The sequence below is a fragment of the Dyadobacter chenhuakuii genome (genome assembly GCF_023821985.2).
Lineage (GTDB): Bacteria > Bacteroidota > Bacteroidia > Cytophagales > Spirosomataceae > Dyadobacter > Dyadobacter chenhuakuii.
Genome location: NZ_CP098805.1, coordinates 5284803 through 5304377 on the forward strand (window position 1 = coordinate 5284803; position 19575 = coordinate 5304377).

Here is a 19575-nt window from a genome sequence, read left to right on the forward strand (position 1 = left end):
CTATTGAATAACTATTTTCTTTGTAAAAAACTGCCCCTGCCCATTCCGAAGCCTCACCACATACGCACCGCCCGAAACGCGCAGGTCCAGGCTCAAATCCAGCATTTTACCCTTGCTGTGCTGCCCTAATGCACTTTTATAAATTGAAACCCCGGCAACATTGTACACTTCCAGTTCATAGTAGCCGGTTTCAGGAACATTCACTTTTACCGAAACAGGGGACCGGGCCGGATTTGGAAAAACATTCAGCACAAGATCATCCGCTTTCGGCTCGGAGCCGGTAATCACGTCGAGGCCCACACGCGTGACTGCAATGTTGGCTGTTGTATTGCAATCCCAGTCAAACTGCACTTGCAGCTGCTTGCCCAGCAAGTCGTAATAAGCCGTGTTGTTCTTGAATTCGGAGCTTGTATAAACGACCGGGATCGGTTGACCATTCAGCGTTACGGCAGTTGGATTGGACGTAAAGTTTTTTATTTCAAATATTAAATGTCTCTTGGCAAGGGATTTATCAAAGTTTTTTATCCGCTGAACCGTCACATTTACCAGATTTTTGGAAACCTTCCCTCCAAATTCGACGAGTTCATATTTTGATTTTGTCAAAGAATTCGGGTCAATGCCGTCATCGTGGAACATGGTGAATGTAGATGTCGGAACTGAAATGTCCTGGTAAAACCGCACCGTCAGGCTGTCGGAAGTGTATTGGTCGGTGGATTTTTTGGTCGTGGAAGTGGACATAGGAATAAAGCTGCCGCCTCTGGCATAGACCGGAATGTGATCCACGGTCAGTTTTGGGAAAATATTCGTGTTGCCATTATGCACTTCGTTATTCCAGAAATTAAACCATTTCCCAGGCGGCAAAACGATTTTTCGAGACGGCATTCCGTGCAGCAGAACGGGCGCAATCAGCAGATTTTCTCCAAAGAAATACTGATCGCCGAGGTTACCAAGCGCCCTGATATTATTAAAATAGTCCATAGGCAGGCAGATTGGCCTTCCCGATGTGCTGTTTTTCCAGGCCAGTGAATAAATGTAGGGCAGAAGCTGGTAACGCACGGTTGCATATTTTTTGACCGTGCTGTAAAACGGTTCGCTGAGGTTAAACGGTTCTATATTCTCGCGCTGACCGGCCACTTTCAAAATCGGCGTGAATGTCCCAAACTGAAACCAGCGCAGATCCAGTTCTTCATCCTTTTCTGCCTTATCCGACATAGTAAAAGCCCCACCCACATCCGAATGCATATAACCCATTCCCGACATGCCAGCCTGAACCAGCATCGGGATTTGGAGCTTCAAACCAGCCCAATAGCGACTCACATCGCCACTCCAGGGCAAAGCCCCATAGCGCTGCGAACCCGCCCAGCCAGAACGTGTCATGTGAAAAATCCGCTTTTCAGGAAAGTCTTTTGTGAAGTTATTGTAAAAGGTTTTGGACCAAAAAAGAGAATACAGATTATGTATCTGAAAGGCATTGCCCAGCTCGTGCACGGCATTCATCGGGTGCGGGTCCGGCTCTGTTTTCTCGCTCCACCAGCCCGCAACGCCCTGAGCGGCCAGTTTTTTGTGTTTTTCCCAAAGCCAGGTTTGGGCAGCAGTTTTGAAAATGTCAAGCAGTCCGGTCGTTGCAGTGCCTACGTTCATTGCGTAGGTTTGGCCGCTGTTAGGAGTTTTTGTAAAAAGAGATTGCGCTTCCGCTGGTTTGTAACTAATGGACTTGTTGCTAATGTAGGGATCTGCAATTAAAATGGTTTTGACACCTTTATCCAGTAAGCTTTTCACCATTCCCACTGCATTAGGCCAGTTTTTCGTATCCCAATCCATATTCCCCCGCACATTCTGTCCGCCATACCAATGTGAGTCCAACGCCAAGGCATCCACGGGAAATCCCTGATCTTGCAATTTCGTAATGGCCACCGTAGCATCACTCTCATTGGCATAACCCGATTTTGACTGAATGTAACCAAACGCCCAGCGCGGAGGCAGCGGCTGGCGGCCCGTCAGAAGCGTATAATTAGCCAGAATCTCATCATTATCATTGCCATGGATCAGATAATAAGCCCACTTCCCCGTGCTCGCCGACTCTACGCGCATCAATGTCGAATCCACAGCGCCCACATACATGCGCATGGAACCAGGTCTGTCGCTATCGAAGAAAAGGCCATATTTGTGGGACGAAACAATGAAAGGCACATTCAGGCTTTGTGACAAACCTGTTGACTGGTCAAAATATTCGTGTTCCCAGGAGTTATAAAAGTCGAAACCTTTCCTCGCAAGATCCGGGCCGAAAGGGCGACCGCCCGCGCCATGAAAAACGTCTTTTGGATTAATGTTGAAAAGATAGCTGACCGAATCCTTTGCCTGCACAAAACCCCGCGTTTCCTTGATTTTAACTGCATTACCAGACTTCAATGCAACATTAAGCGGGAACTTGCCGATTGCCAGCGTGCACTTTTCAGTCCGGATCTCAATGTTGTCTTTGGTTTCAACGATGTTCAGCGCAGCTGTTGAAGGCGGCAGAATTACGGAGTAGGAACTGTCCAGACCGGGCGCATTTTTAGCCGGAAGCATTTGCACCTTAAATATTTCCGGGGAGAAACTCTGAATAAGCAACACACCTTTGCTGCCCTGGACTCTGATACTGCCTTTGCCCTTCTCGTAGCTTATAAAATTGCCTGCTCCCTGGCCGAAAGACAGCTTACCCGCAACTACAAAAAGCAAAACAAGGAAGTATTTGTATGTCATAGACTTAAATCCGCCGCACCCAGCGCTCTCTCCTAAAATTAAGTCAAATAAAACAAATATTCCTGGCTATTGTTTAATTATTTGGGATGTTGATCATCATTGACAATGCTGATAATTGAATGTCGTAGTTCTCTCGATCACAGCAGCTCCTTGCTTGAAAACGATAACGGCGCCGGTGGGGTAACAGGATGAATTGTTAGGTTCTAAAACTTGTAAGTCGCGGCTAGTCCAACACTCACCATTTTGACGTGTTGATCATAGAAAGTAAATAAGTGAGAATTGAAAACTCCGAATGAACTATCTGGGACAGTGGTGTCATTCCTGGTTTTTGGTAAAAAACTCCTGTTCATCATTTTTTGATAAATTCCACCTAAATACTTCACAGAGGCTGTGATCGAAACGCGCTCCGTCACCGTGTAATCCACACCTAATCCAACATTGAAACCAACTAAGTATTTCTTCGCGTCCAGTTTTGACCAGCGGTAAAAGTAACCCATCTCCGATTCAGGTGTTTCCTGATAGCCAGCGGCTTGCATTACATCGTTTTTGAGCATAAATGCAACGGAAGGGCCTACGAAAACATACGGCTTGATCTTACTTCTGAGATCGCGGTTCAAAGCAATGGTCATGGACAGGTCGAGGTGGAAGGTCCTACTTGAAAACCCGGTTATTTTAAGATCCTTATCATACTTTTCGGGTATAATAATGGAATTTGGAAATGGAATGGCGTGAAATCCGGTATTGCTAAGCAAGAGGTTTTTGGCCGTTGTATTGTTTATATAAGCATCAAGGTTGATGCCAATTCTCTTTGATAGGTCAATGTCGACCCGGAGGCCCAGCGGAATGGAATTGCTGCTTCCATATTCCGTTCGCTTATTAGTTGCTAATCCGGTTGGTGCAGAATTAAGGTCAAAAGCTGTCCTGTTAAACGAATAGCCAGCATATGGCCCTATCCGTATGGAAGTTTTCATTTGACTCAGGGATTCTTCAAATAACTTGGAATAAGCTCCCTGGGATTGATTGGCGAAAAGTGTCAGATTTTTGAGATAGCGCGCTGAATATTGGGCTTTAATGTTGGACTTGGCGTAATAGGAGTTCACAAGCTCTTTTCCAAAAATAATGGGCAGCGCCCGGTTCATATGCTGCTGGGAAATAACAAGCATCGAATCTCTTTTCTCGATATAAAAGAGCTTGTTTTTCTCATTGAACAACAGGCTGAACGGGCCCTCGACCAGCAACACAAATAATGTGTTATCCGTCCCTGCGGACTTGTTCACGTAATATTTTCCATTCGCATTCCTAATCTCCACGATGTCAGCAAAGGAGATTAATTGCTTTTTACCGCCGCTATTGACGGACACTGCGTTCTGTTTATACAAAGGAACTGCTTTGCCGATAACTGGTTTTATCTGATTTTTCAGAAAAACGGAATCAATTTGAGCGAAGGAAAGAATGGAAATGAGCGAAAAAGTGATGCAGAAGATGAAGAGCCGGAACGGTCGCACAAAAAATACATTTGGAGTGGTCTCCAAATGTATCAAAGTAAACTCAATTTTACTTAATTTTTTATAAAATTAATACTACATACTCTCCGTCCTGCCACCATCAACCGGCAAGTTGATTCCGCTGATGCTTGCTGCCGCCGGGGTGCATAGGAATGCGACTGCTGCTGCCACTTCTTCGGCTTCGCTGAAACGGCGGATAGGAATGCTGGATTGCAGTTCCTGGGCGACTTCGTCTTTTGATTTACCTGAATTTTGGCTGCGCATGTCTAAAACCGAATCGAGGCGGGAAGTGACGGTGTAGCCGGGGAGGACATTATTGGAAGTGATGCCGAACGGGCCCAATTCAAGTGATAATGTCTTTGACCAGCTCGCAACGGCGCCGCGGATGGTGTTGGAAACGCCTAATCCCACGATCGGTTGCTTTACCGATGTGCTGATAATGTTCACGATACGGCCGTAATGAGCTCTTTTCATGGATGGAACAACAGCCTGCGCCAAAAACTGGTTATTGATGACGTGCATCTGGAAGGTTTTAAGAAACTGATCCGGATCGGCGTCAATGATCGGGCCGCCAGACGGACCGCCGGTGTTGTTCACAAGAATGTGGACGTCGGGAACGAGGCGGAGATAATTTTCGATGGCTTCCTTTACATTTTCAGGATCGGCGAAATCTGCTACGACGTAGCGGTGCAGTTGTCCGGCTGATGTATCGAGCGTGTCAACTGCTTCCCTTAATTTTTCCTCATTACGCGCGACCAATGTTACATTAGCGCCCAATAATGCCAGTTCAAGGGCCGACGCCAGGCCGATTCCCTGCGTGCTTCCGCAAACCAATGCCGTTTTTCCAGTCAGATCAAGATTCATTGCTTTTGATTTAGGTCTCTTTAATTCGTTCGTTGTCTCTTCGATTTTAGCAGTTTCTGCTTCAAACTTCGTACTTTTTTCGGCTATCTTTGCGGTTTATTTTTCAGTCAGAGAAATCATTAGTCTAACATCCCACAATGTCGAAAAAAATCCAATCCGCTCTTATTTCTGTATACTATAAGGACGGACTTGAACCATTGGTTCGCCTGCTGCACAACGAAGGTGTAAAACTTTATTCCACCGGAGGCACGCAGACTTTCATTGAAAACCTGAACATTCCCGTTACTGCCGCGGAAGAACTGACCGGTTATCCATCTATTTTTGGAGGACGCGTAAAAACATTGCACCCGGCCATTATGGGCGGTATTTTGTATCGCCGCGATGACGCTGGCGATGTGGCACAGGCGCAGCAATACAACATTCCTGCCATTGATCTGGTGGTGGTGGATCTTTATCCTTTTGAAGAAACGGTTGCTTCGGGCGCCGGAGAAGAGGATATCATTGAAAAAATCGACATTGGAGGCATTTCGCTGATTCGCGCAACGGCCAAAAATTTTAAGGATACATTAATCGTTTCATCACGCAGCCAATATGCGGAGGTTGTAGAGTTGCTGACTGCGAAAGCCGGCGCGACTGATCTCGAAGACCGTCGTTTCTATGCAGGCCAGGCTTTTGCGGTTTCTTCTCATTATGACGGAGCCATAAATCGCTTTTTCACAGCGGATAAAGAAAAAACAGACAAGGCGCTTTTCGACTTCACAAGCCTGTCGTCTCAAACATTGCGTTACGGCGAAAACCCGCACCAGAATGCGACTTACTACGGTGATCTGGAAGGGATTTTCGATAAATTACATGGTAAGGAGCTGTCTTATAATAACTTGGTAGATGTTGATGCTTGTGTAAGCCTGATTGATGAATTTGCAGAATCAGGACCGACATTTGCCATCATTAAGCACACCAATGCTTGCGGAATTGCCACTGCATCGACCGCAAAAGAAGCTTATGACAATGCACTGGCCTGCGATCCGGTTTCGGCGTTTGGTGGTGTGGTGATTACCAATACAAAGGTGGATCTGGCTACGGCAGAGGAGCTTAACAAGCTGTTCATGGAAATTCTGATCGCTCCGGAATATGATGAAGATGCATTGCAGTTGTTAAAATCTAAAAAGAACAGGATTCTGCTGAAACGCAATGCCGTGGTTTTGCCGCAAATCATGTTCAAGACCATTCTGAATGGCGTTTTGGTGCAGGATAAAGATTTGTCAACCGAAGTTCAGTCTCAATTCACAACGGTTACCGAAAAGGCTCCAACAGCAAGCGAGCTTACTGCGCTGGAATTTGCATTGAAAGTCTGCAAGCATACAAAATCAAACACGATCGTTCTGGCCAAAGAAAACCAGTTACTAGCGAGCGGAACGGGTCAAACCTCCCGCGTGGACGCTTTACGCCAGGCAATTGATAAAGCAAATGCATTCGACTTCGACCTGAACGGCGCTGTAATGGCCTCAGACGCATTCTTCCCATTTGCAGACTGCGTTGAAATCGCACATTTGGCAGGAATTACCGCTGTTGTACAGCCCGGCGGTTCTATTCGGGATAAGGAGTCCACGGATTACTGCAATGCCAATGGCGTAGCGATGGTTACCACGGGCGTGAGGCACTTTAAGCATTAAGTCAGTATAAGAAGCTACTTGCCCTGTCAGCCTGAGCGGAGCCGAAGGCGCGTTACCAAGCCAGTAACGCGCCTTCGGCTCCGCTCAGGCTGACAGGGGGAGTACCTTCTTCGCTTCATCAACCCACAATCCAACCAACTCTTTGAACCCCAACAACACTTCCCAGCACCCCTTTTTCAAGCTGGGAAAGCTGTTTGTTATTGGATTCATTGTTGTTACGGCCAGTCTTTTCTTCCTATATCCACAAATTTTCTACTGTGAATTAATCCGTTTCTCCGGTTTCCGATCTGAGACAGGAACAATTTATTTTAGTCCGGAGATTAAGCCTATTCATTATAAAAAGCTGAAATCGATCATCACCAGCTCCGAAGCCAGGGTCGACTCTTTCTTTCAGGGCAAAAAATCCAGTCCTACCATTATTGTTTGTCGTGATCCGCAGGAATATCAGAAATATTGCAGCAGCACAGAAGGGGCGGGGTGCAGCTTGGGGACGCCTTGGGGCAATTCGTTTGTGATCCTTAATGCGCAGGGTATGAATGTGGATGTGATCAGCCACGAAATGAGCCATACGGAACTGCTTGAAAGACTGGGTTGGTGGACCATTGCTACGGAAATTCCGCAATGGTTTAACGAAGGCATTGCGCTCATGCTCGACAGGCGGTTTGTGAACAACCCGGATAAAATTGGCCGCTATTTCGATTACATGGACGAATGGCTCTACTACACAGGCGGTGGTCAGCAGATTTTGGAGCTCAGGGATTTGGCATCGATCAAAGGTTTTTTTAATTCAAATCAAAAGCAGGTGATGCTTGCTTATATGTCGGCCGGTCTCGAAGTTTCCTATTGGCTTATCCTTTCTGAGGAGGACGGTTTGCATCGGCTGATAGGGGAAATGAAGGCCGGGAAATCATTTGAAGAGGCCTATCAGCGTGCGGAAGGCAAAAAACGTGCTTACTGGTTTAAGAAACTGCCAACGAACCCGCTCCGATTTCAGGATTCAAAGAAAATATCGGAATAAATACATGTCGATTTAACACTTGTAACTATATTTATGAACGCATTTGAAAACAGGACTATTATTCCCATGTCTATTTTCATTTTGCACTATTTTCTGAAAATAATGTACCTTTCGATTTAAACCAATCAACCTCATACATTCATCTATTTTATTATTTGAAATGCAACAATTACAGAGCCTGGATTATATTGTTTTCTTCTTTTATTTCATCGTCGTCTCCGGTTACGGTTATTGGATTTATCAACGGAAAAGGTCAACAGTCGAGTCAACCAAGGATTTCTTTTTGGCGGAAGGCTCGCTGACCTGGTGGGCGATCGGAGCATCATTAATTGCTTCCAATATTTCAGCAGAGCAATTCATCGGAATGTCCGGAAACGGGTTCTCCATGGGTTTGGGTATTTCAACATATGAATGGATGGCAGCGGCGACACTTGTGATTGTAGCCGTTTTTTTTATGCCCATTTATCTCAAAAACAAGATTTATACAATGCCCCAATTCCTGAGCCAGCGTTATAATCCGACGGTGAGCTTAATTATGGCCGTTTTCTGGCTGGCGTTGTACATTCTGGTTAACCTTACTTCTATCCTTTATCTGGGCGCACTTGCGGTCTCGGGTATTTCCGGATTGGATTTCCAGTTTTGTATGATCGCACTCGCCGTTTTTGCGATCATTATCACCATTGGCGGGATGAAAGTGATTGGTTTTACGGATGTTATTCAGGTTTTCTTCCTGGTAATCGGTGGTTTGGCAACGACTTATCTGGCTATTAACCTTGTTTCGGGAGAGGCGGGCATTGATGGTGTAATGACCGGTATCAAAATGATGCGTGAAAATCACGACGACCATTTCCACATGATTTTCCCTAAAACAAGTCCATTTTATATGCAATTGCCTGGTTTGACGGTTCTCCTTGGCGGGATGTGGATTGTAAACCTGAACTACTGGGGTTGTAACCAATACATTACGCAACGTGCTTTGGGAGCGGATTTGAAAACTGCCCGTAACGGGATCCTGTTCGCGGCATTTCTGAAACTTTTAATGCCGGTGATCGTGGTTTTGCCAGGTATAGCAGCCTACGCGCTTTACAGTAAAGGAATGTTCCAGGCAGAAATGCTGGATGCAGATGGGCAGATCAATGCAGATAAAGCCTATCCGGTATTGCTTAACCTGCTTCCAGCAGGCTTGAAAGGACTTTCGTTTGCCGCATTAACTGCCGCTGTTGTGGCGTCGCTGGCTGGTAAGGCAAATAGTATTTCAACGATTTTTACACTCGATATTTTCAAAAATTATATTGGAAAGAATTCGGACGAAAAAACACTCGTACGCATTGGACGTATCGTAGTTGTAGTTTCTATGATCCTTGCGATCGTGGTTTCTCCTTATATGGGAATTGATAAAAAAGGTGGTTTCCAATTTATTCAGGAAATGACGGGGTTGTTATCGCCGGGTATTTTTGCATCGTTTATCATGGGCTTTTTCTGGAAGCGTACCAACTCCGCAGGTGCATTATTCGCCATTGTGGGTGGTTTCCTTATTGCATTAGCCATGCACAACAATTATTTCCCGTTTGCCGACTGGACGCAAGTTCCGTTCCTGGACCGTATGGGCTTGGTATTCCTGATATGCGTGGTGGTAATGGTGATTTTAGGCTTGGTAATGCCTGATGAAAAGAAAGGATTGGCGATCGATACGGCCATGTTCATCCCGCACCGCAGCTTTATCGTCGGTGCAGCAGTTGTTATCGGCATCATTGTATTCTTATACGCCTACTTCTGGTAATAGAAGAGGAAGGGCAAAAAAGAAAGGCTTGGAGCGATCCAAGCCTTTCTTTTTTTGAGACGATCAGGAGATTAAGCCTGCTCTTCGATAATGGTAATTTTCTGGATTTTATCACCCTGACGAAGCAAGTCCACTGTATCAACGCCTTCCACCACTTTGCCGAAACAAGTATGGTTTCCGTCCAGATGTGCTGTGTTTTTGCGGCTATGGCAGATAAAGAACTGCGATCCGCCGGTGTTACGTCCTGCATGTGCCATGGAAAGAACGCCACGGTCATGATATTGGTTACCGCCATTCAGCTCGCAATCAATTTTATAGCCAGGACCTCCACGACCGGTTCCGGTTGGATCGCCGCCTTGCACCATAAAATCAGGTATAACCCTGTGGAAGATCAGTCCGTCGTAAAATCCTTTTTTTGAAAGATCAACAAAGTTTTTCACCGTTCCGGGTGCGTCCGCATCGTAAAACTCAATCAGCATCGTGCCTTTATCGGTGATCATTTCTGCTTTTGTCATATTGATTAAAAAGAGAATTTGAATAAAAATTGAAGTTGTTTCCGGTCAGTCGAACTGACGTTTCATAACAACACAAAGAAAAGGATAATGTATCCTTTTCTTCAACTATATGCCAAAATAAATGATTAATCAGGAGTCAGTGAGTGGCTTCTCAATTTGTTTTGCCAACTGAACGTCTGCTTTTTTCTGCTCCACCTTGAATTCAGCCAAACGGTCTACCACGTCTCCGCTTACCCATTCTTTGCTTCTTTCGGGGTTGTTAAACCATTCTTTGACAGCCAGTAACTTATAGATGTAACGGGTTGTTTCTGAGTTTAAACGCAATTTGAAATAATCGTCCTTGTTCTGAGCATCCAGTTTATTCTGAATGTGCGTAGGCCCTGCATTATAAGCAGCGGCTACAAGGGTCCATGAACCAAGCTGACGATAAAGGTTGCGCAGATATTTTCCTGCGGCATGCGTTGATTTGACGAGGTGTTTGCGATCGTCCCTGGTTTCATTAACGACCAGTCCAAGAGATTTAGCTGTTGCCGGCATCAGCTGCCAGTAGCCTCCCGCGCCACGGTGCGATTTTGCGTCGTCATTCATTGCGCTCTCTATCAGGGGAAGATATTTGAAATCGGCTGGTACTCCATACTTTTTAAGAATCGGTTCTATAATCTTGATTCTTTTTTGGGTCTTAGTCATCAGCTTACGAAAGGTGGGGTTGTCGTAATTTCTGATCATTTTTTGATATCGCTCAGCGATTCGAAGCTCTGATAATGGAATGGCCTCGCCACAGAAGTCAATAGCAAGAAGATCTGAATCTATAATTGTTGTCTCTTTCAGTTCCTTCTTTTCCACCCCCACCTCGCTCACTGGTTCATTACCCATTATTGCGATTGAGAGGGCCATAAAGATAAGTTTAATCATTCATTTTTCATTTCGTGGAACATAGTATTAAGGCTTAAAGCCGGAGCAAAGATAACGCGGTTTGAATTAAAAATATTTCATTTTTCTGTAAAACTTTGATTTATAGACAATTATGTAACCGCTGTGTAGTATTAATTCAAGACATTCGCATTTGGTGTTTCACGCTCATTTCCTGGGTTTCCTTTGTAAAAAAGCATAAAACCAAAATTTAACCTGCGCTCAACGCCGAATTACCAAACGCGAAAATTTACAATTCATATCACTTAATATAGAAATAATTGTAAAAACGTGACATCAATTACTGATAATCAAAGTTTTAGCATCATTGTTAAAACCGTTATTCAGACTAATCACGTTGTGCCGGACTAAAATTCACAAATTCCTTGCCAATGGTACATTGTTTTAAACTTTCAGAATTGCAGAAATAGTAACTTGCGTTTTTGCACTATTTTGCGAGATTATGGTCACAGTTAAAGAGGCGAAACAAAAGATTCTGGAAAATGTCAAGGTGCTGCCCGCTCATATTGTGGAGATCGGAAACGCTTTGGGGCATGTTTTGGCGACTGATATATCGGCACCGCTGGCATTACCTTCATTCCGCCAGTCGTCCATGGATGGCTATGCGGTCATACACAGCGATATAACTGAAACAGCAACTGTTCTGAAACTAGAGGGGGAATCAAAAGCGGGGCAAACTTCCACACAGGTACTAAGATCGGGATCTGCGATGCGCATTTTTACGGGAGCGCCTGTGCCTGACGGCGCAACTGCCGTAATCATGCAGGAAAATACTTCGGCAGAAAACGGAAGTGTAATGATCCAGGAATTTCCGGTTCCGGAAGGTAAGAATGTCAGAAATATTGGTCAGCAGATTCAGCAAGGCGCTGTTGCACTGGAAAAAGGCACTTTCCTGTCGCCGGGAAGTATTGGATTTTTGCAGGGAATGGATGTTCGCGAAGCTAATGTTTATAAAAAGCCCAAGATCGGATTGCTGATTACGGGCGACGAACTGCTGCATAAGGGCGATTCGCTGGTCCATGGTAAAATTTTTGAATCCAATTCAGCCATGCTTGCCGCAGCATTGCAGCAGGAAGGAATAGCAGATTTTGAAATAAAATATGCGGCAGATGATCTGGAATCAACAATCAACGGACTTAACGAGCTGGCAGAATCCAATGATGTTGTACTTGCTTCTGGCGGAATTTCGGTGGGTGATTATGATTTTGTGGGGAAAGCCGTGGCTGCATTGGGCGCCGAAACGGTGTTTTATAAGGTGCGTCAGAAGCCCGGAAAGCCCTTACTATTTGCAAAAAAGGATGATAAGCTGTTTTTTGCATTGCCAGGAAATCCGGCCTCTTCGCTGGTTTGTTATTACGAGTACGTGTTACCAGCTTTGAGAATAATGTCGGGCCGGAAAGATCCGTTTTTAACAACATTAAAAATGCCTGCGAAATATGCTTATTCGTTCAATGGCGAGCGGGATGAATTTCTGAAAGGCTTGATTGTAAACGGGGAAGTGATACCGCTGGACGGCCAGGAATCGTTTGCATTGCGCTCCTTTGCCATCGCTAATGCCATTATTTATCTGCCCTTAACACAAAATGTGGTGAATGCAGGCGATTTGGTTGAGGTTCATTTGCTTCCCGGCTGAATCGGTTTTTGAAAAAATGTGTTAGGCTTTAAAATAGAAAATATAAGCAATGAGCATTCAGGTATCCTATTATGGAATGTTAGCAGAGATTACCGGCCAGGCGAACGAGGTTTGGGTTGCTGATCAAAATCTGACTGTGGGTGATTTTCGTAACCAGATTATCGAGCGATATCCTGCTATGCGGGAGAAAAAATTTAAAATTGCAGTGGATCAAAAGATTGCGCAAGATTACGTCTCTATTGATAATGCATCCGAAATTGCACTGCTTCCGCCATTTGCAGGAGGCTGAAACATTATACGGGCCTAAACCCCAAGAACCATTTCATGGAAAAAGCGCATAAGCATAAAAAAGTTTTCGTTCAGGGACCGATCAGTCCTGATTTTGTTTCCAAATCGATCGCAAGCCACCAGTCGAAAACAACTATTGGCGCACATGCTATATTTTTAGGGCAGATCCGGGCAGACCAGAAAGCAGAGGGAACAGTAACCGGCATCGAATATTCAGCTCACGAAGAAATGGCCGAAAATGCATTCCACGAGATCAGGGAAGCTGCTTTTGAGCAGTTCGAGCTTACATGCATGCATATATATCATAGCCTGGGCATTGTGCCCACGGGCGAAATCAGCCTGTTTGTTTTCGTTTCTTCACCTCATCGCCGCGCCGCTTTTGAAGCTTCCGAATATATTGTAGAGGAAATCAAAGCCAATGTTCCGATCTTCGGAAAAGAGCTGGTAGGCGAAGGAGGAACATACGTATGGAAGGAAAACAACTGAGAAGCATAACCGCTCAAAATTTGCTAGAAATCATTCACTCATTCACTCATTCACTCATTTAATTATTCATCGCACCGGCGACCCGGTCATTCAAAATTACAATTGGTAGACATTACGCATAAAAGCAACACATTACGCATTGCAACCGCCCAGGCCATTGTGCAGGTTAGCAAAGCAGAGACCATAGCGGCCATCCGGGAGCGGAATGTTCCAAAAGGGGATGTTTTCGAAATGGCGAAAGCAGCCGGATTTCTCGCTGTGAAAAAAACGCCGGACCTGCTGCCCGATTGTCATCCGATCCCGGTCGAATATACGGGCGTGAATTACCGCATTGAAGATCTGACTATTGTCATTGAGTTGACTGTCAAGACAATATATAAAACAGGCGTCGAAGTGGAGGCTATGCACGGCGCTTCGGTGGTTGCGCTCACCATGTATGATATGCTGAAACCAATCGACAAAGGCGTTGAGATCAGGAATATCAGGTTATTGGAGAAAAAAGGTGGAAAGAGCGATCGGAAAGCTATACCGGAAAACCTGAAAACCGCAGTAATTGTTTGTTCGGACAGCATTTCAAATGGAATTGGTGAAGATAAATCGGGCAAAAAAATCATTGAAAAACTGGAAACGCTCAAAATTGCGGCCAGCGATTACAGCATAGTTGCCGATGATAAGGCCGGCATTCAGGAGAAAATCAAAAGCCTTTGCCTGGCAGATTATCAGCTTATTTTGATCACAGGCGGAACCGGGTTGTCTCACCGGGATGTTACACCGGAAGCAGTATCAGAATTAATTGAAAAAGAGATTCCGGGAATTGCGGAAACAGCCAGGAATTACGGTCAGGACCGTATGCCCACAGCCATGTTATCACGATCTGTTGGCGGCTTAATTGGTGAAACACTGGTTATTACAATGCCGGGAAGCACAGGCGGCGTTGCAGAATATATGGATGCATTGTTCCCGCAAGTCCTGCATGTTTTTAGTGTCATTGAAGGAAAAAAGCACGATTAAAATAAAATAATGTCCTTACCCATTGTAGATACATTCGGTCGCAAGCACACTTATCTGCGAATTTCGCTGACTGATAAGTGCAATCTGCGCTGTACCTATTGTATGCCGCAGGAGGACATGCAGTTTATGCCTTCCAAATGGCTAATGCAAGCCGATGAAATCAAAGCGCTCGCCGAGATATTCGTTGAGATGGGTGTTGATAAAATACGTTTAACGGGTGGAGAACCATTAATCCGCAAAGACGTAGGTCAGATTGTCTCCGACCTCGGCAAGCTGCCCACTTCGCTGACGCTGACCACCAATGCTGTTTTCATTGATCAGTTTATTGATAATCTGAAAGAAGCAGGTGTCAATTCGCTGAATGTCAGCCTGGATACATTGCGGGAAGACAGGTTCAGAGCGGTCACGAAGCGGGACCATTTTACCAAAACCCTGGGAAATATCAGGTTGCTTTTGGCAGAAGGATTCGTGGTTAAGATCAATATGGTGGTGATGAAGGGCATTAATGAAGACGAAGTCAATGATTTCGTCAGGATGACCCTCGAACAACCCAATCTGCACGTCCGGTTTATTGAATTTATGCCATTTAAGGGCAATCAGTGGGATATGTCAAAGATCGTTTCCTACAACGAGCTCCTTTCCGATATCAATAATGAATTTGATTTTCAACAATTAACTGGTGAATTGCAGGATACAGCACATCGTTTCCAGGTAACCGGCGGCGCGGGTACTTTTGGGATTATCGGGACGGTGACACATCCATTCTGCTCCGGCTGCAACCGCATCAGGCTCACTGCCGACGGAAAGCTTAAAAACTGCCTCTTCGACACTTCCGAAGCAGATCTGCTGACTCCTCTCCGCGCCGGCCAGGACGTCCGCGCCCTCATCCACGCCCATTTCCACAAAAAACACTTCGCCCACGGCGGCCACGTAAACTTCACCGAAAAACAAGCTAAATCAGATTACGAACAAAACCGGAATATGATTGCTATCGGGGGGTAGTTACTGAAAATTTTTCCAGGCTGTATAAGGGTTCTCGAATTGGCAGAGAATGGCATGTATCTGCACAATTTGTGTTTGCTCATTGATTGAGAAATGAATGGCATAAGGAAAGACATCCAGCAGCGCAAACCTTACTTCACCATATCTAAGCGTGTATATTCGTGGGATTTCTTTGATCAATTTCAGTTTTCGCTTAACTTCAGATCGAAACCTTTTGCCAAGGCCTTGCTGGCACTCATCATAATATTCAGCAGCACCAGCAATATCTTCAATTGCCTCAGGTGTAAATTTTAGCTTGTACAATGCCATAGATCAGGCATCCAGCATTTTGAAGACCTCCTCTTCGTCTATAAGCAGCTCAGGATGATGTTGATACTTATTTACCCGTGCATTCACTTCGTCCATCTGCGCTCTCGTAACGACGAAATTTTCATCGTTTTCTTTAATCAAATCAATTGCATCAACTTTTTGCAAATCTTCAATAAGAGATGCTGCATAATCTTTTTTGATAGTGATGTGATAAGTAACTGCCATATGTATGGGATCTAAGTTGTTGCTTACCAAAGATAACGAGGATTAGGTAACTTTTTATCTTCGTTTCACAAATCCTCCCCTTCAAAACGTCACCAATCCATCTGATTAATATACTTAAAACCATTCAACACTAATTTCTGCCGTTTAAATAATGCGTGCAACATTGGCGGTTGCGGGGATATCATTGGTAAAAATCTTCAAAAAGTATTTACTCAAAGTAACCTTCAAAAGCCATGAGAAACGTGATGAAAATGATTGCCGCCGCAGCGTTTACCCTTCTGCTAGTAACCAATGTATCCGCAACACCGCGCGTTGAACCAAAAGCGGAATGCAAAAATAACTCCTGCGAAAAGTTTAAAATCGGCATGTACAGGGTCAAAAACACAACTTCTATGAATCTGCTGATGGAAAAAGAAAAAGGCGAACGCGTGGTAATCCGCCTGATGAACGCCAAAGGCAAAGTCCTCCATGAAGAATATGTTCCCAGGCATCTCAGCAAATATGGACGCAAGCTGAATTTCGAAGAGATCAACGACGGAGTTTACACCCTGGAAGTTTCCAATGATTATGAAAAGATTGTGAAAAGTATTTACCTGGCTACGAACGAAATAAGAGAAGTCGAGCGGACATTAGTCGGCATAAATTAAGGTTCAACAATGTGGCGTTACGGGCATGCAGCCGCAGCATTCCTGTAACGCTTTTTATTTTTCTGCCGGTTGTTCCTCTGTCCTGGGTAAAAGCTTCACGAATAACAGGTCGTAGGTTATTTTAGCCCAAATTAAAATACACGGAACGGCCTTTACAACATAAGGTTTCATCCATTCATTTCTGATAAATCTTGGAAAAAGGTCGGTAGGAGATAAGGCTGTGAAAACGAAGGCCAGCACAAGCAGCACATAATTTTCCGGCTTTTGCTGCTGCGCATAATACCAAAGCGCAACGCCTGTAATGGCAATAATGAATGTGGGCGACTCAGCCCGGTGATTGAAAATAACCACCCATATCATGATCGAGGCCAGTAACAACATTCTGAATGTGAAATTGCTATACTGGTTGATCCGTAAAAGCGGAATGCAAAACAGGATTGCGCCCGCAACGCTGACGTAAGTTTTGTTCACTTGAAGCCCGAACCAGGTTTTCAACCAGCCGATTACAGACAAGCCGTCAGAAATGGAATGGTCATTGGAAAGCAAATTTGCCCAGCTTTTATAAAGAAAGACGAATTGATCCACATTCACGACCAACAGTGGAAGCGCCGTAAAAACGATCACCCAAACGGCAGTTGTGTAGGTAAGTTTTAGTTTATTCGGATATAAAAGAAATAAAGCAAGCCCCACAATGCCGAACAGCTTTATGAAAATAGTGGAAACGAGGCAAAACGATGCCACCCAATATTTTCCCCGCTCTAAAAAGCCAAAAGTAAACAGGAACAGCCCGGCAATCAGCGCATTACTTTGCTCATTCTGAGTGGCGGTAAGCATTTCCACGATCACAAAAACCAAGATCAAACCTTTGGTCCTAAGATCAATGCGCGGGAGATAATAGACGGAGTAGAACAGCACCGTCACATTCAGAATGTTCCATAAAGACAGTCCCAGCACATCAGGAAGGATGGCCAGGATGCCAAAAATCAATGCAAATGCGGGACTGTATTTAAACAAATCACCCTGTTCCTCCACAAACGAATCATACAGATCCTTCGATTCGATCAGGTGGAAAAAGGACTGTTTGAATATAATGTAGTTGTTGTAAGTCGTATAAAGCCTGCCGCCTTCAACAAAGCTTTTCATTCCGCCAAAGTAGGACTGCAAGCTGGCGAAGATCGCCACGCCCAGAAACAGGATGAGCAGGTATTTTTGATTTACTAAAAAACGATTTACAGCACGCATTGGAGGTCAGAATTATCCATTATCTTGATTGAAAACCAAAACTAGGGATAAATCAGCGTTTTTATGATTCAATTCTTTGCATAACCCATCGATTTCAACCATCCGTCCATAGCAGCCGGCCAGCCTGCCAGAGAGCCTTTTCCTTCTGTGCGCATACCGTAGCCATGCCCGCCTTTGGGATACAAATGCATTTCAGCAGGGATTTTTTTGGCTTTGAGTGCCAGGTAATAGGCAATGCTGTTTTCGGGGGGGACGCCGGTGTCGTCCATCGCATGTACAAGAAATGCGGGAGGCGTTTCGGGGCTTATTTGGAGTTCGTTGGAGTAATATTTGATCAGTTCGTCGGATTTTGCAGCACCTAATAAGTTGTCGCGCGAACCGCCGTGGGCAAGTTCGGGCGTCAGGGAAATTACCGGGTAAATCAGGATCGAGAAATTGGGCTTTCCGTCCGGAGAAGCTGTTTTACCCATATTGAAATGCGTGGACAATGTGGCTGCCAGGTGACCGCCCGCCGAGAAACCCATCACACCGATTTTGTTCACATCAATATTCCATTTGCCAGCGCTCTGGCGGACCAGCTTCATGGCCTGCATGGCGTCCATCAACGGCACTTCATGCTGCGTAGTCATCGTTTTTTCGCTTGGTAATCTGTATTTCAGCACAAAAGCCGAAATTCCGCGATCATTAAACCATTTTGCAAAATCACTTCCCTCGTGCGACGCCGCCAGAATCCCATAACCTCCGCCAGGGCAAATCACCACCGCCGCGCCGGTTGCTTTTTCTTTAGCAACGATGTAAGCCGTCATCGTCGGAACGGAAACGCCGCTGATCCTGAGAATGTTGTCATCGCCGGTTACAGACTTTTCCTCAACCGTATTCGCTTTAAAATTGGGAACCTTGCCTTCCGGCCACAGATTAATTACTTCGTTTTGAGCCATGGATTTATCAGGTGCAGCGTATAGTGCCAATGCAAGCAGGAGACCGGTTATTTTCTTCATCACATTATTTTTTAATCCAATAAGTCGGTCTCCAAGCTAATATACCATGCGTTAATGCCGGAAAATGTTACTAAGGCTTTGCAGGATTGATCATAATGTGCGCCCTGTGCGTTCCCGGGTCCATGATCCACGGCATGCCGGCAACATCTGGTTTAAGCGGTAGTCCGGTGCTTTCTGCCGTCGCAAAGGGAATGTAAACGACATAGCGGAGATAACCGTTTTTCAGCTCACCGCTGGCCATATCATAATTATCCTTCGTTCCCGACAATGCGAAAAGCGTAGAGGATTGCTTCGGCATCATCAATTTGCCATCCTTTACTTCCTTCTCCCGAATGTCGAAAATCTCCTTCGGGTTTTTTCCTTCCTTAGCCAGCACGCGGCCTCTTTCCATAAATGCATCCAGTCCGGCAAAATAGCAGGAAACGTTTACGTCTTCCTTTTTTGGATCGTCGGCAATGCAAACCATATCATTGTTGCCGGCGCGAAGGACTTTGAAAGAACCGTCGGGCGCGTAACCGTAAACCTTGGCGCCTTCGCGCTTATCTGCGGGCGCGGCCAGAACAGCTGTTTTGATTTGAATTTCAGGGGATAAAACGGCAGTTTGGCCCATTGCCTCAGCAGCCAGACAAAGTGCGATTGCGGAAAAAAAAGTCTTGTTCATGGTAGTAAATGACAGGTGGTTTGTCTCTTATATGCTTAAAATTAGT

19 protein-coding genes are annotated in these 19575 nt (G+C 45.1%); 9 read left to right on the forward strand and 10 right to left on the reverse strand.

The window, feature by feature from the left end; translation table 11 throughout:
• From NFI80_RS22060 to NFI80_RS22070, 3 genes are all read right to left on the reverse strand, one after another.
• Window positions 1-2742 carry a TIM-barrel domain-containing protein gene (locus tag NFI80_RS22060; protein WP_235166360.1) on the reverse strand — a complete coding sequence of 914 codons (2742 nt, stop codon included), beginning with the start codon at window positions 2740-2742 and terminating at the stop codon, window positions 1-3.
• A 203-nt stretch (window positions 2743-2945) separates the two neighbouring features.
• On the reverse strand, window positions 2946-4274 hold the full coding sequence (locus NFI80_RS22065) for a hypothetical protein (protein ID WP_235166361.1): 1329 nt from the start codon (window positions 4272-4274) through the stop codon (window positions 2946-2948).
• 48 nt (window positions 4275-4322) lie between these two features.
• Complete coding sequence (locus NFI80_RS22070; protein WP_235166362.1) at window positions 4323-5111, reverse strand: SDR family oxidoreductase; 789 nt, start codon at window positions 5109-5111, stop codon at window positions 4323-4325.
• A 137-nt stretch (window positions 5112-5248) separates the two neighbouring features.
• Here NFI80_RS22070 and purH point away from each other — a divergent pair, with 137 nt between their 5' ends.
• From purH to NFI80_RS22085, 3 genes are all read left to right on the forward strand, one after another.
• On the forward strand, window positions 5249-6784 hold the full coding sequence (gene purH, locus NFI80_RS22075) for a bifunctional phosphoribosylaminoimidazolecarboxamide formyltransferase/IMP cyclohydrolase (protein WP_235166363.1): 1536 nt from the start codon (window positions 5249-5251) through the stop codon (window positions 6782-6784).
• A 142-nt stretch (window positions 6785-6926) separates the two neighbouring features.
• Entirely contained in the window at window positions 6927-7802 is an 876-nt protein-coding gene (locus NFI80_RS22080) for a hypothetical protein (protein ID WP_235166364.1), read from the forward strand.
• 160 nt (window positions 7803-7962) lie between these two features.
• Window positions 7963-9582: a sodium:solute symporter family transporter gene (locus NFI80_RS22085; protein WP_235160451.1), complete on the forward strand. Its 1620-nt coding sequence runs from the start codon at window positions 7963-7965 to the stop codon at window positions 9580-9582.
• Window positions 9583-9653: 71 nt separating this feature from the next.
• Here NFI80_RS22085 and NFI80_RS22090 read toward each other — a convergent pair whose 3' ends face one another.
• Window positions 9654-10097 (reverse strand): peptidylprolyl isomerase, encoded by a 444-nt coding sequence (locus tag NFI80_RS22090; protein WP_026628598.1) that lies wholly within the window; start codon window positions 10095-10097, stop codon window positions 9654-9656.
• A 129-nt stretch (window positions 10098-10226) separates the two neighbouring features.
• Window positions 10227-10991 (reverse strand): lytic transglycosylase domain-containing protein, encoded by a 765-nt coding sequence (locus NFI80_RS22095; protein WP_235166365.1) that lies wholly within the window; start codon window positions 10989-10991, stop codon window positions 10227-10229.
• A gap of 478 nt (window positions 10992-11469) precedes the next feature.
• Here NFI80_RS22095 and NFI80_RS22100 point away from each other — a divergent pair, with 478 nt between their 5' ends.
• The 5 genes from NFI80_RS22100 (at window position 11470) to moaA (ending at window position 15447) form a co-directional block, all read left to right on the forward strand.
• On the forward strand, window positions 11470-12660 hold the full coding sequence (locus NFI80_RS22100) for a molybdopterin molybdotransferase MoeA (protein ID WP_235166366.1): 1191 nt from the start codon (window positions 11470-11472) through the stop codon (window positions 12658-12660).
• 49 nt (window positions 12661-12709) lie between these two features.
• Window positions 12710-12949: a MoaD/ThiS family protein gene (locus NFI80_RS22105; protein WP_235160448.1), complete on the forward strand. Its 240-nt coding sequence runs from the start codon at window positions 12710-12712 to the stop codon at window positions 12947-12949.
• A 35-nt stretch (window positions 12950-12984) separates the two neighbouring features.
• The gene (locus NFI80_RS22110) at window positions 12985-13434 is read left to right on the forward strand and encodes a molybdenum cofactor biosynthesis protein MoaE (RefSeq protein ID WP_235160447.1); all 450 of its coding nucleotides are present in this window, start codon (window positions 12985-12987) and stop codon (window positions 13432-13434) included.
• 102 nt (window positions 13435-13536) lie between these two features.
• Complete coding sequence (moaCB, locus tag NFI80_RS22115) at window positions 13537-14445, forward strand: bifunctional molybdenum cofactor biosynthesis protein MoaC/MoaB (RefSeq protein WP_235166367.1); 909 nt, start codon at window positions 13537-13539, stop codon at window positions 14443-14445.
• Window positions 14446-14454: 9 nt separating this feature from the next.
• The gene (moaA, locus tag NFI80_RS22120; RefSeq protein ID WP_233797420.1) at window positions 14455-15447 is read left to right on the forward strand and encodes a GTP 3',8-cyclase MoaA; all 993 of its coding nucleotides are present in this window, start codon (window positions 14455-14457) and stop codon (window positions 15445-15447) included.
• Here the strand turns inward: moaA and NFI80_RS22125 are convergent, their stop codons facing one another.
• Together NFI80_RS22125 and NFI80_RS22130 are read right to left on the reverse strand one after the other, a co-directional pair.
• Window positions 15448-15756: a type II toxin-antitoxin system RelE/ParE family toxin gene (locus NFI80_RS22125; RefSeq protein WP_235160445.1), complete on the reverse strand. Its 309-nt coding sequence runs from the start codon at window positions 15754-15756 to the stop codon at window positions 15448-15450.
• A 3-nt stretch (window positions 15757-15759) separates the two neighbouring features.
• Window positions 15760-15981 (reverse strand): hypothetical protein, encoded by a 222-nt coding sequence (locus NFI80_RS22130; RefSeq protein ID WP_235160444.1) that lies wholly within the window; start codon window positions 15979-15981, stop codon window positions 15760-15762.
• A gap of 233 nt (window positions 15982-16214) precedes the next feature.
• Between NFI80_RS22130 and NFI80_RS22135 the strand changes: the two genes are divergently transcribed.
• Window positions 16215-16628, forward strand: a complete 414-nt coding sequence (locus NFI80_RS22135; protein ID WP_233797419.1) for a T9SS type A sorting domain-containing protein — start codon at window positions 16215-16217, stop codon at window positions 16626-16628.
• Window positions 16629-16682: 54 nt separating this feature from the next.
• Here NFI80_RS22135 and NFI80_RS22140 read toward each other — a convergent pair whose 3' ends face one another.
• The 3 genes from NFI80_RS22140 to NFI80_RS22150 form a co-directional block, all read right to left on the reverse strand.
• Entirely contained in the window at window positions 16683-17870 is a 1188-nt protein-coding gene (locus NFI80_RS22140) for a glycosyltransferase family 87 protein (protein WP_235166368.1), read from the reverse strand.
• Between the two features lie 68 nt (window positions 17871-17938).
• Complete coding sequence (locus NFI80_RS22145; RefSeq protein ID WP_235166369.1) at window positions 17939-18868, reverse strand: alpha/beta hydrolase; 930 nt, start codon at window positions 18866-18868, stop codon at window positions 17939-17941.
• A 70-nt stretch (window positions 18869-18938) separates the two neighbouring features.
• The gene (locus tag NFI80_RS22150; protein WP_235166370.1) at window positions 18939-19529 is read right to left on the reverse strand and encodes a hypothetical protein; all 591 of its coding nucleotides are present in this window, start codon (window positions 19527-19529) and stop codon (window positions 18939-18941) included.
• Window positions 19530-19575: the final 46 nt, after the last annotated feature.

What these genes read in the sequence shown, in the direction of transcription:
- NFI80_RS22140 (WP_235166368.1), bottom strand. Translation starts at nt 17,870, where the DNA reads ATGCGTGCTGTAAATCGTTTTTTAGTAAATCAAAAATACCTGCTCATC.
- NFI80_RS22090 (WP_026628598.1), bottom strand. Translation starts at nt 10,097, where the DNA reads ATGACAAAAGCAGAAATGATCACCGATAAAGGCACGATGCTGATTGAG.
- NFI80_RS22125 (WP_235160445.1), bottom strand. Translation starts at nt 15,756, where the DNA reads ATGGCATTGTACAAGCTAAAATTTACACCTGAGGCAATTGAAGATATT.
- NFI80_RS22100 (WP_235166366.1), top strand. Translation starts at nt 11,470, where the DNA reads ATGGTCACAGTTAAAGAGGCGAAACAAAAGATTCTGGAAAATGTCAAG.
- NFI80_RS22060 (WP_235166360.1), bottom strand. Translation starts at nt 2,742, where the DNA reads ATGACATACAAATACTTCCTTGTTTTGCTTTTTGTAGTTGCGGGTAAG.
- NFI80_RS22085 (WP_235160451.1), top strand. Translation starts at nt 7,963, where the DNA reads ATGCAACAATTACAGAGCCTGGATTATATTGTTTTCTTCTTTTATTTC.
- NFI80_RS22135 (WP_233797419.1), top strand. Translation starts at nt 16,215, where the DNA reads ATGAGAAACGTGATGAAAATGATTGCCGCCGCAGCGTTTACCCTTCTG.
- NFI80_RS22130 (WP_235160444.1), bottom strand. Translation starts at nt 15,981, where the DNA reads ATGGCAGTTACTTATCACATCACTATCAAAAAAGATTATGCAGCATCT.
- NFI80_RS22095 (WP_235166365.1), bottom strand. Translation starts at nt 10,991, where the DNA reads ATGGCCCTCTCAATCGCAATAATGGGTAATGAACCAGTGAGCGAGGTG.
- moaA (WP_233797420.1), top strand. Translation starts at nt 14,455, where the DNA reads ATGTCCTTACCCATTGTAGATACATTCGGTCGCAAGCACACTTATCTG.
- purH (WP_235166363.1), top strand. Translation starts at nt 5,249, where the DNA reads ATGTCGAAAAAAATCCAATCCGCTCTTATTTCTGTATACTATAAGGAC.
- NFI80_RS22105 (WP_235160448.1), top strand. Translation starts at nt 12,710, where the DNA reads ATGAGCATTCAGGTATCCTATTATGGAATGTTAGCAGAGATTACCGGC.
- NFI80_RS22145 (WP_235166369.1), bottom strand. Translation starts at nt 18,868, where the DNA reads ATGAAGAAAATAACCGGTCTCCTGCTTGCATTGGCACTATACGCTGCA.
- NFI80_RS22110 (WP_235160447.1), top strand. Translation starts at nt 12,985, where the DNA reads ATGGAAAAAGCGCATAAGCATAAAAAAGTTTTCGTTCAGGGACCGATC.
- NFI80_RS22150 (WP_235166370.1), bottom strand. Translation starts at nt 19,529, where the DNA reads ATGAACAAGACTTTTTTTTCCGCAATCGCACTTTGTCTGGCTGCTGAG.
- NFI80_RS22070 (WP_235166362.1), bottom strand. Translation starts at nt 5,111, where the DNA reads ATGAATCTTGATCTGACTGGAAAAACGGCATTGGTTTGCGGAAGCACG.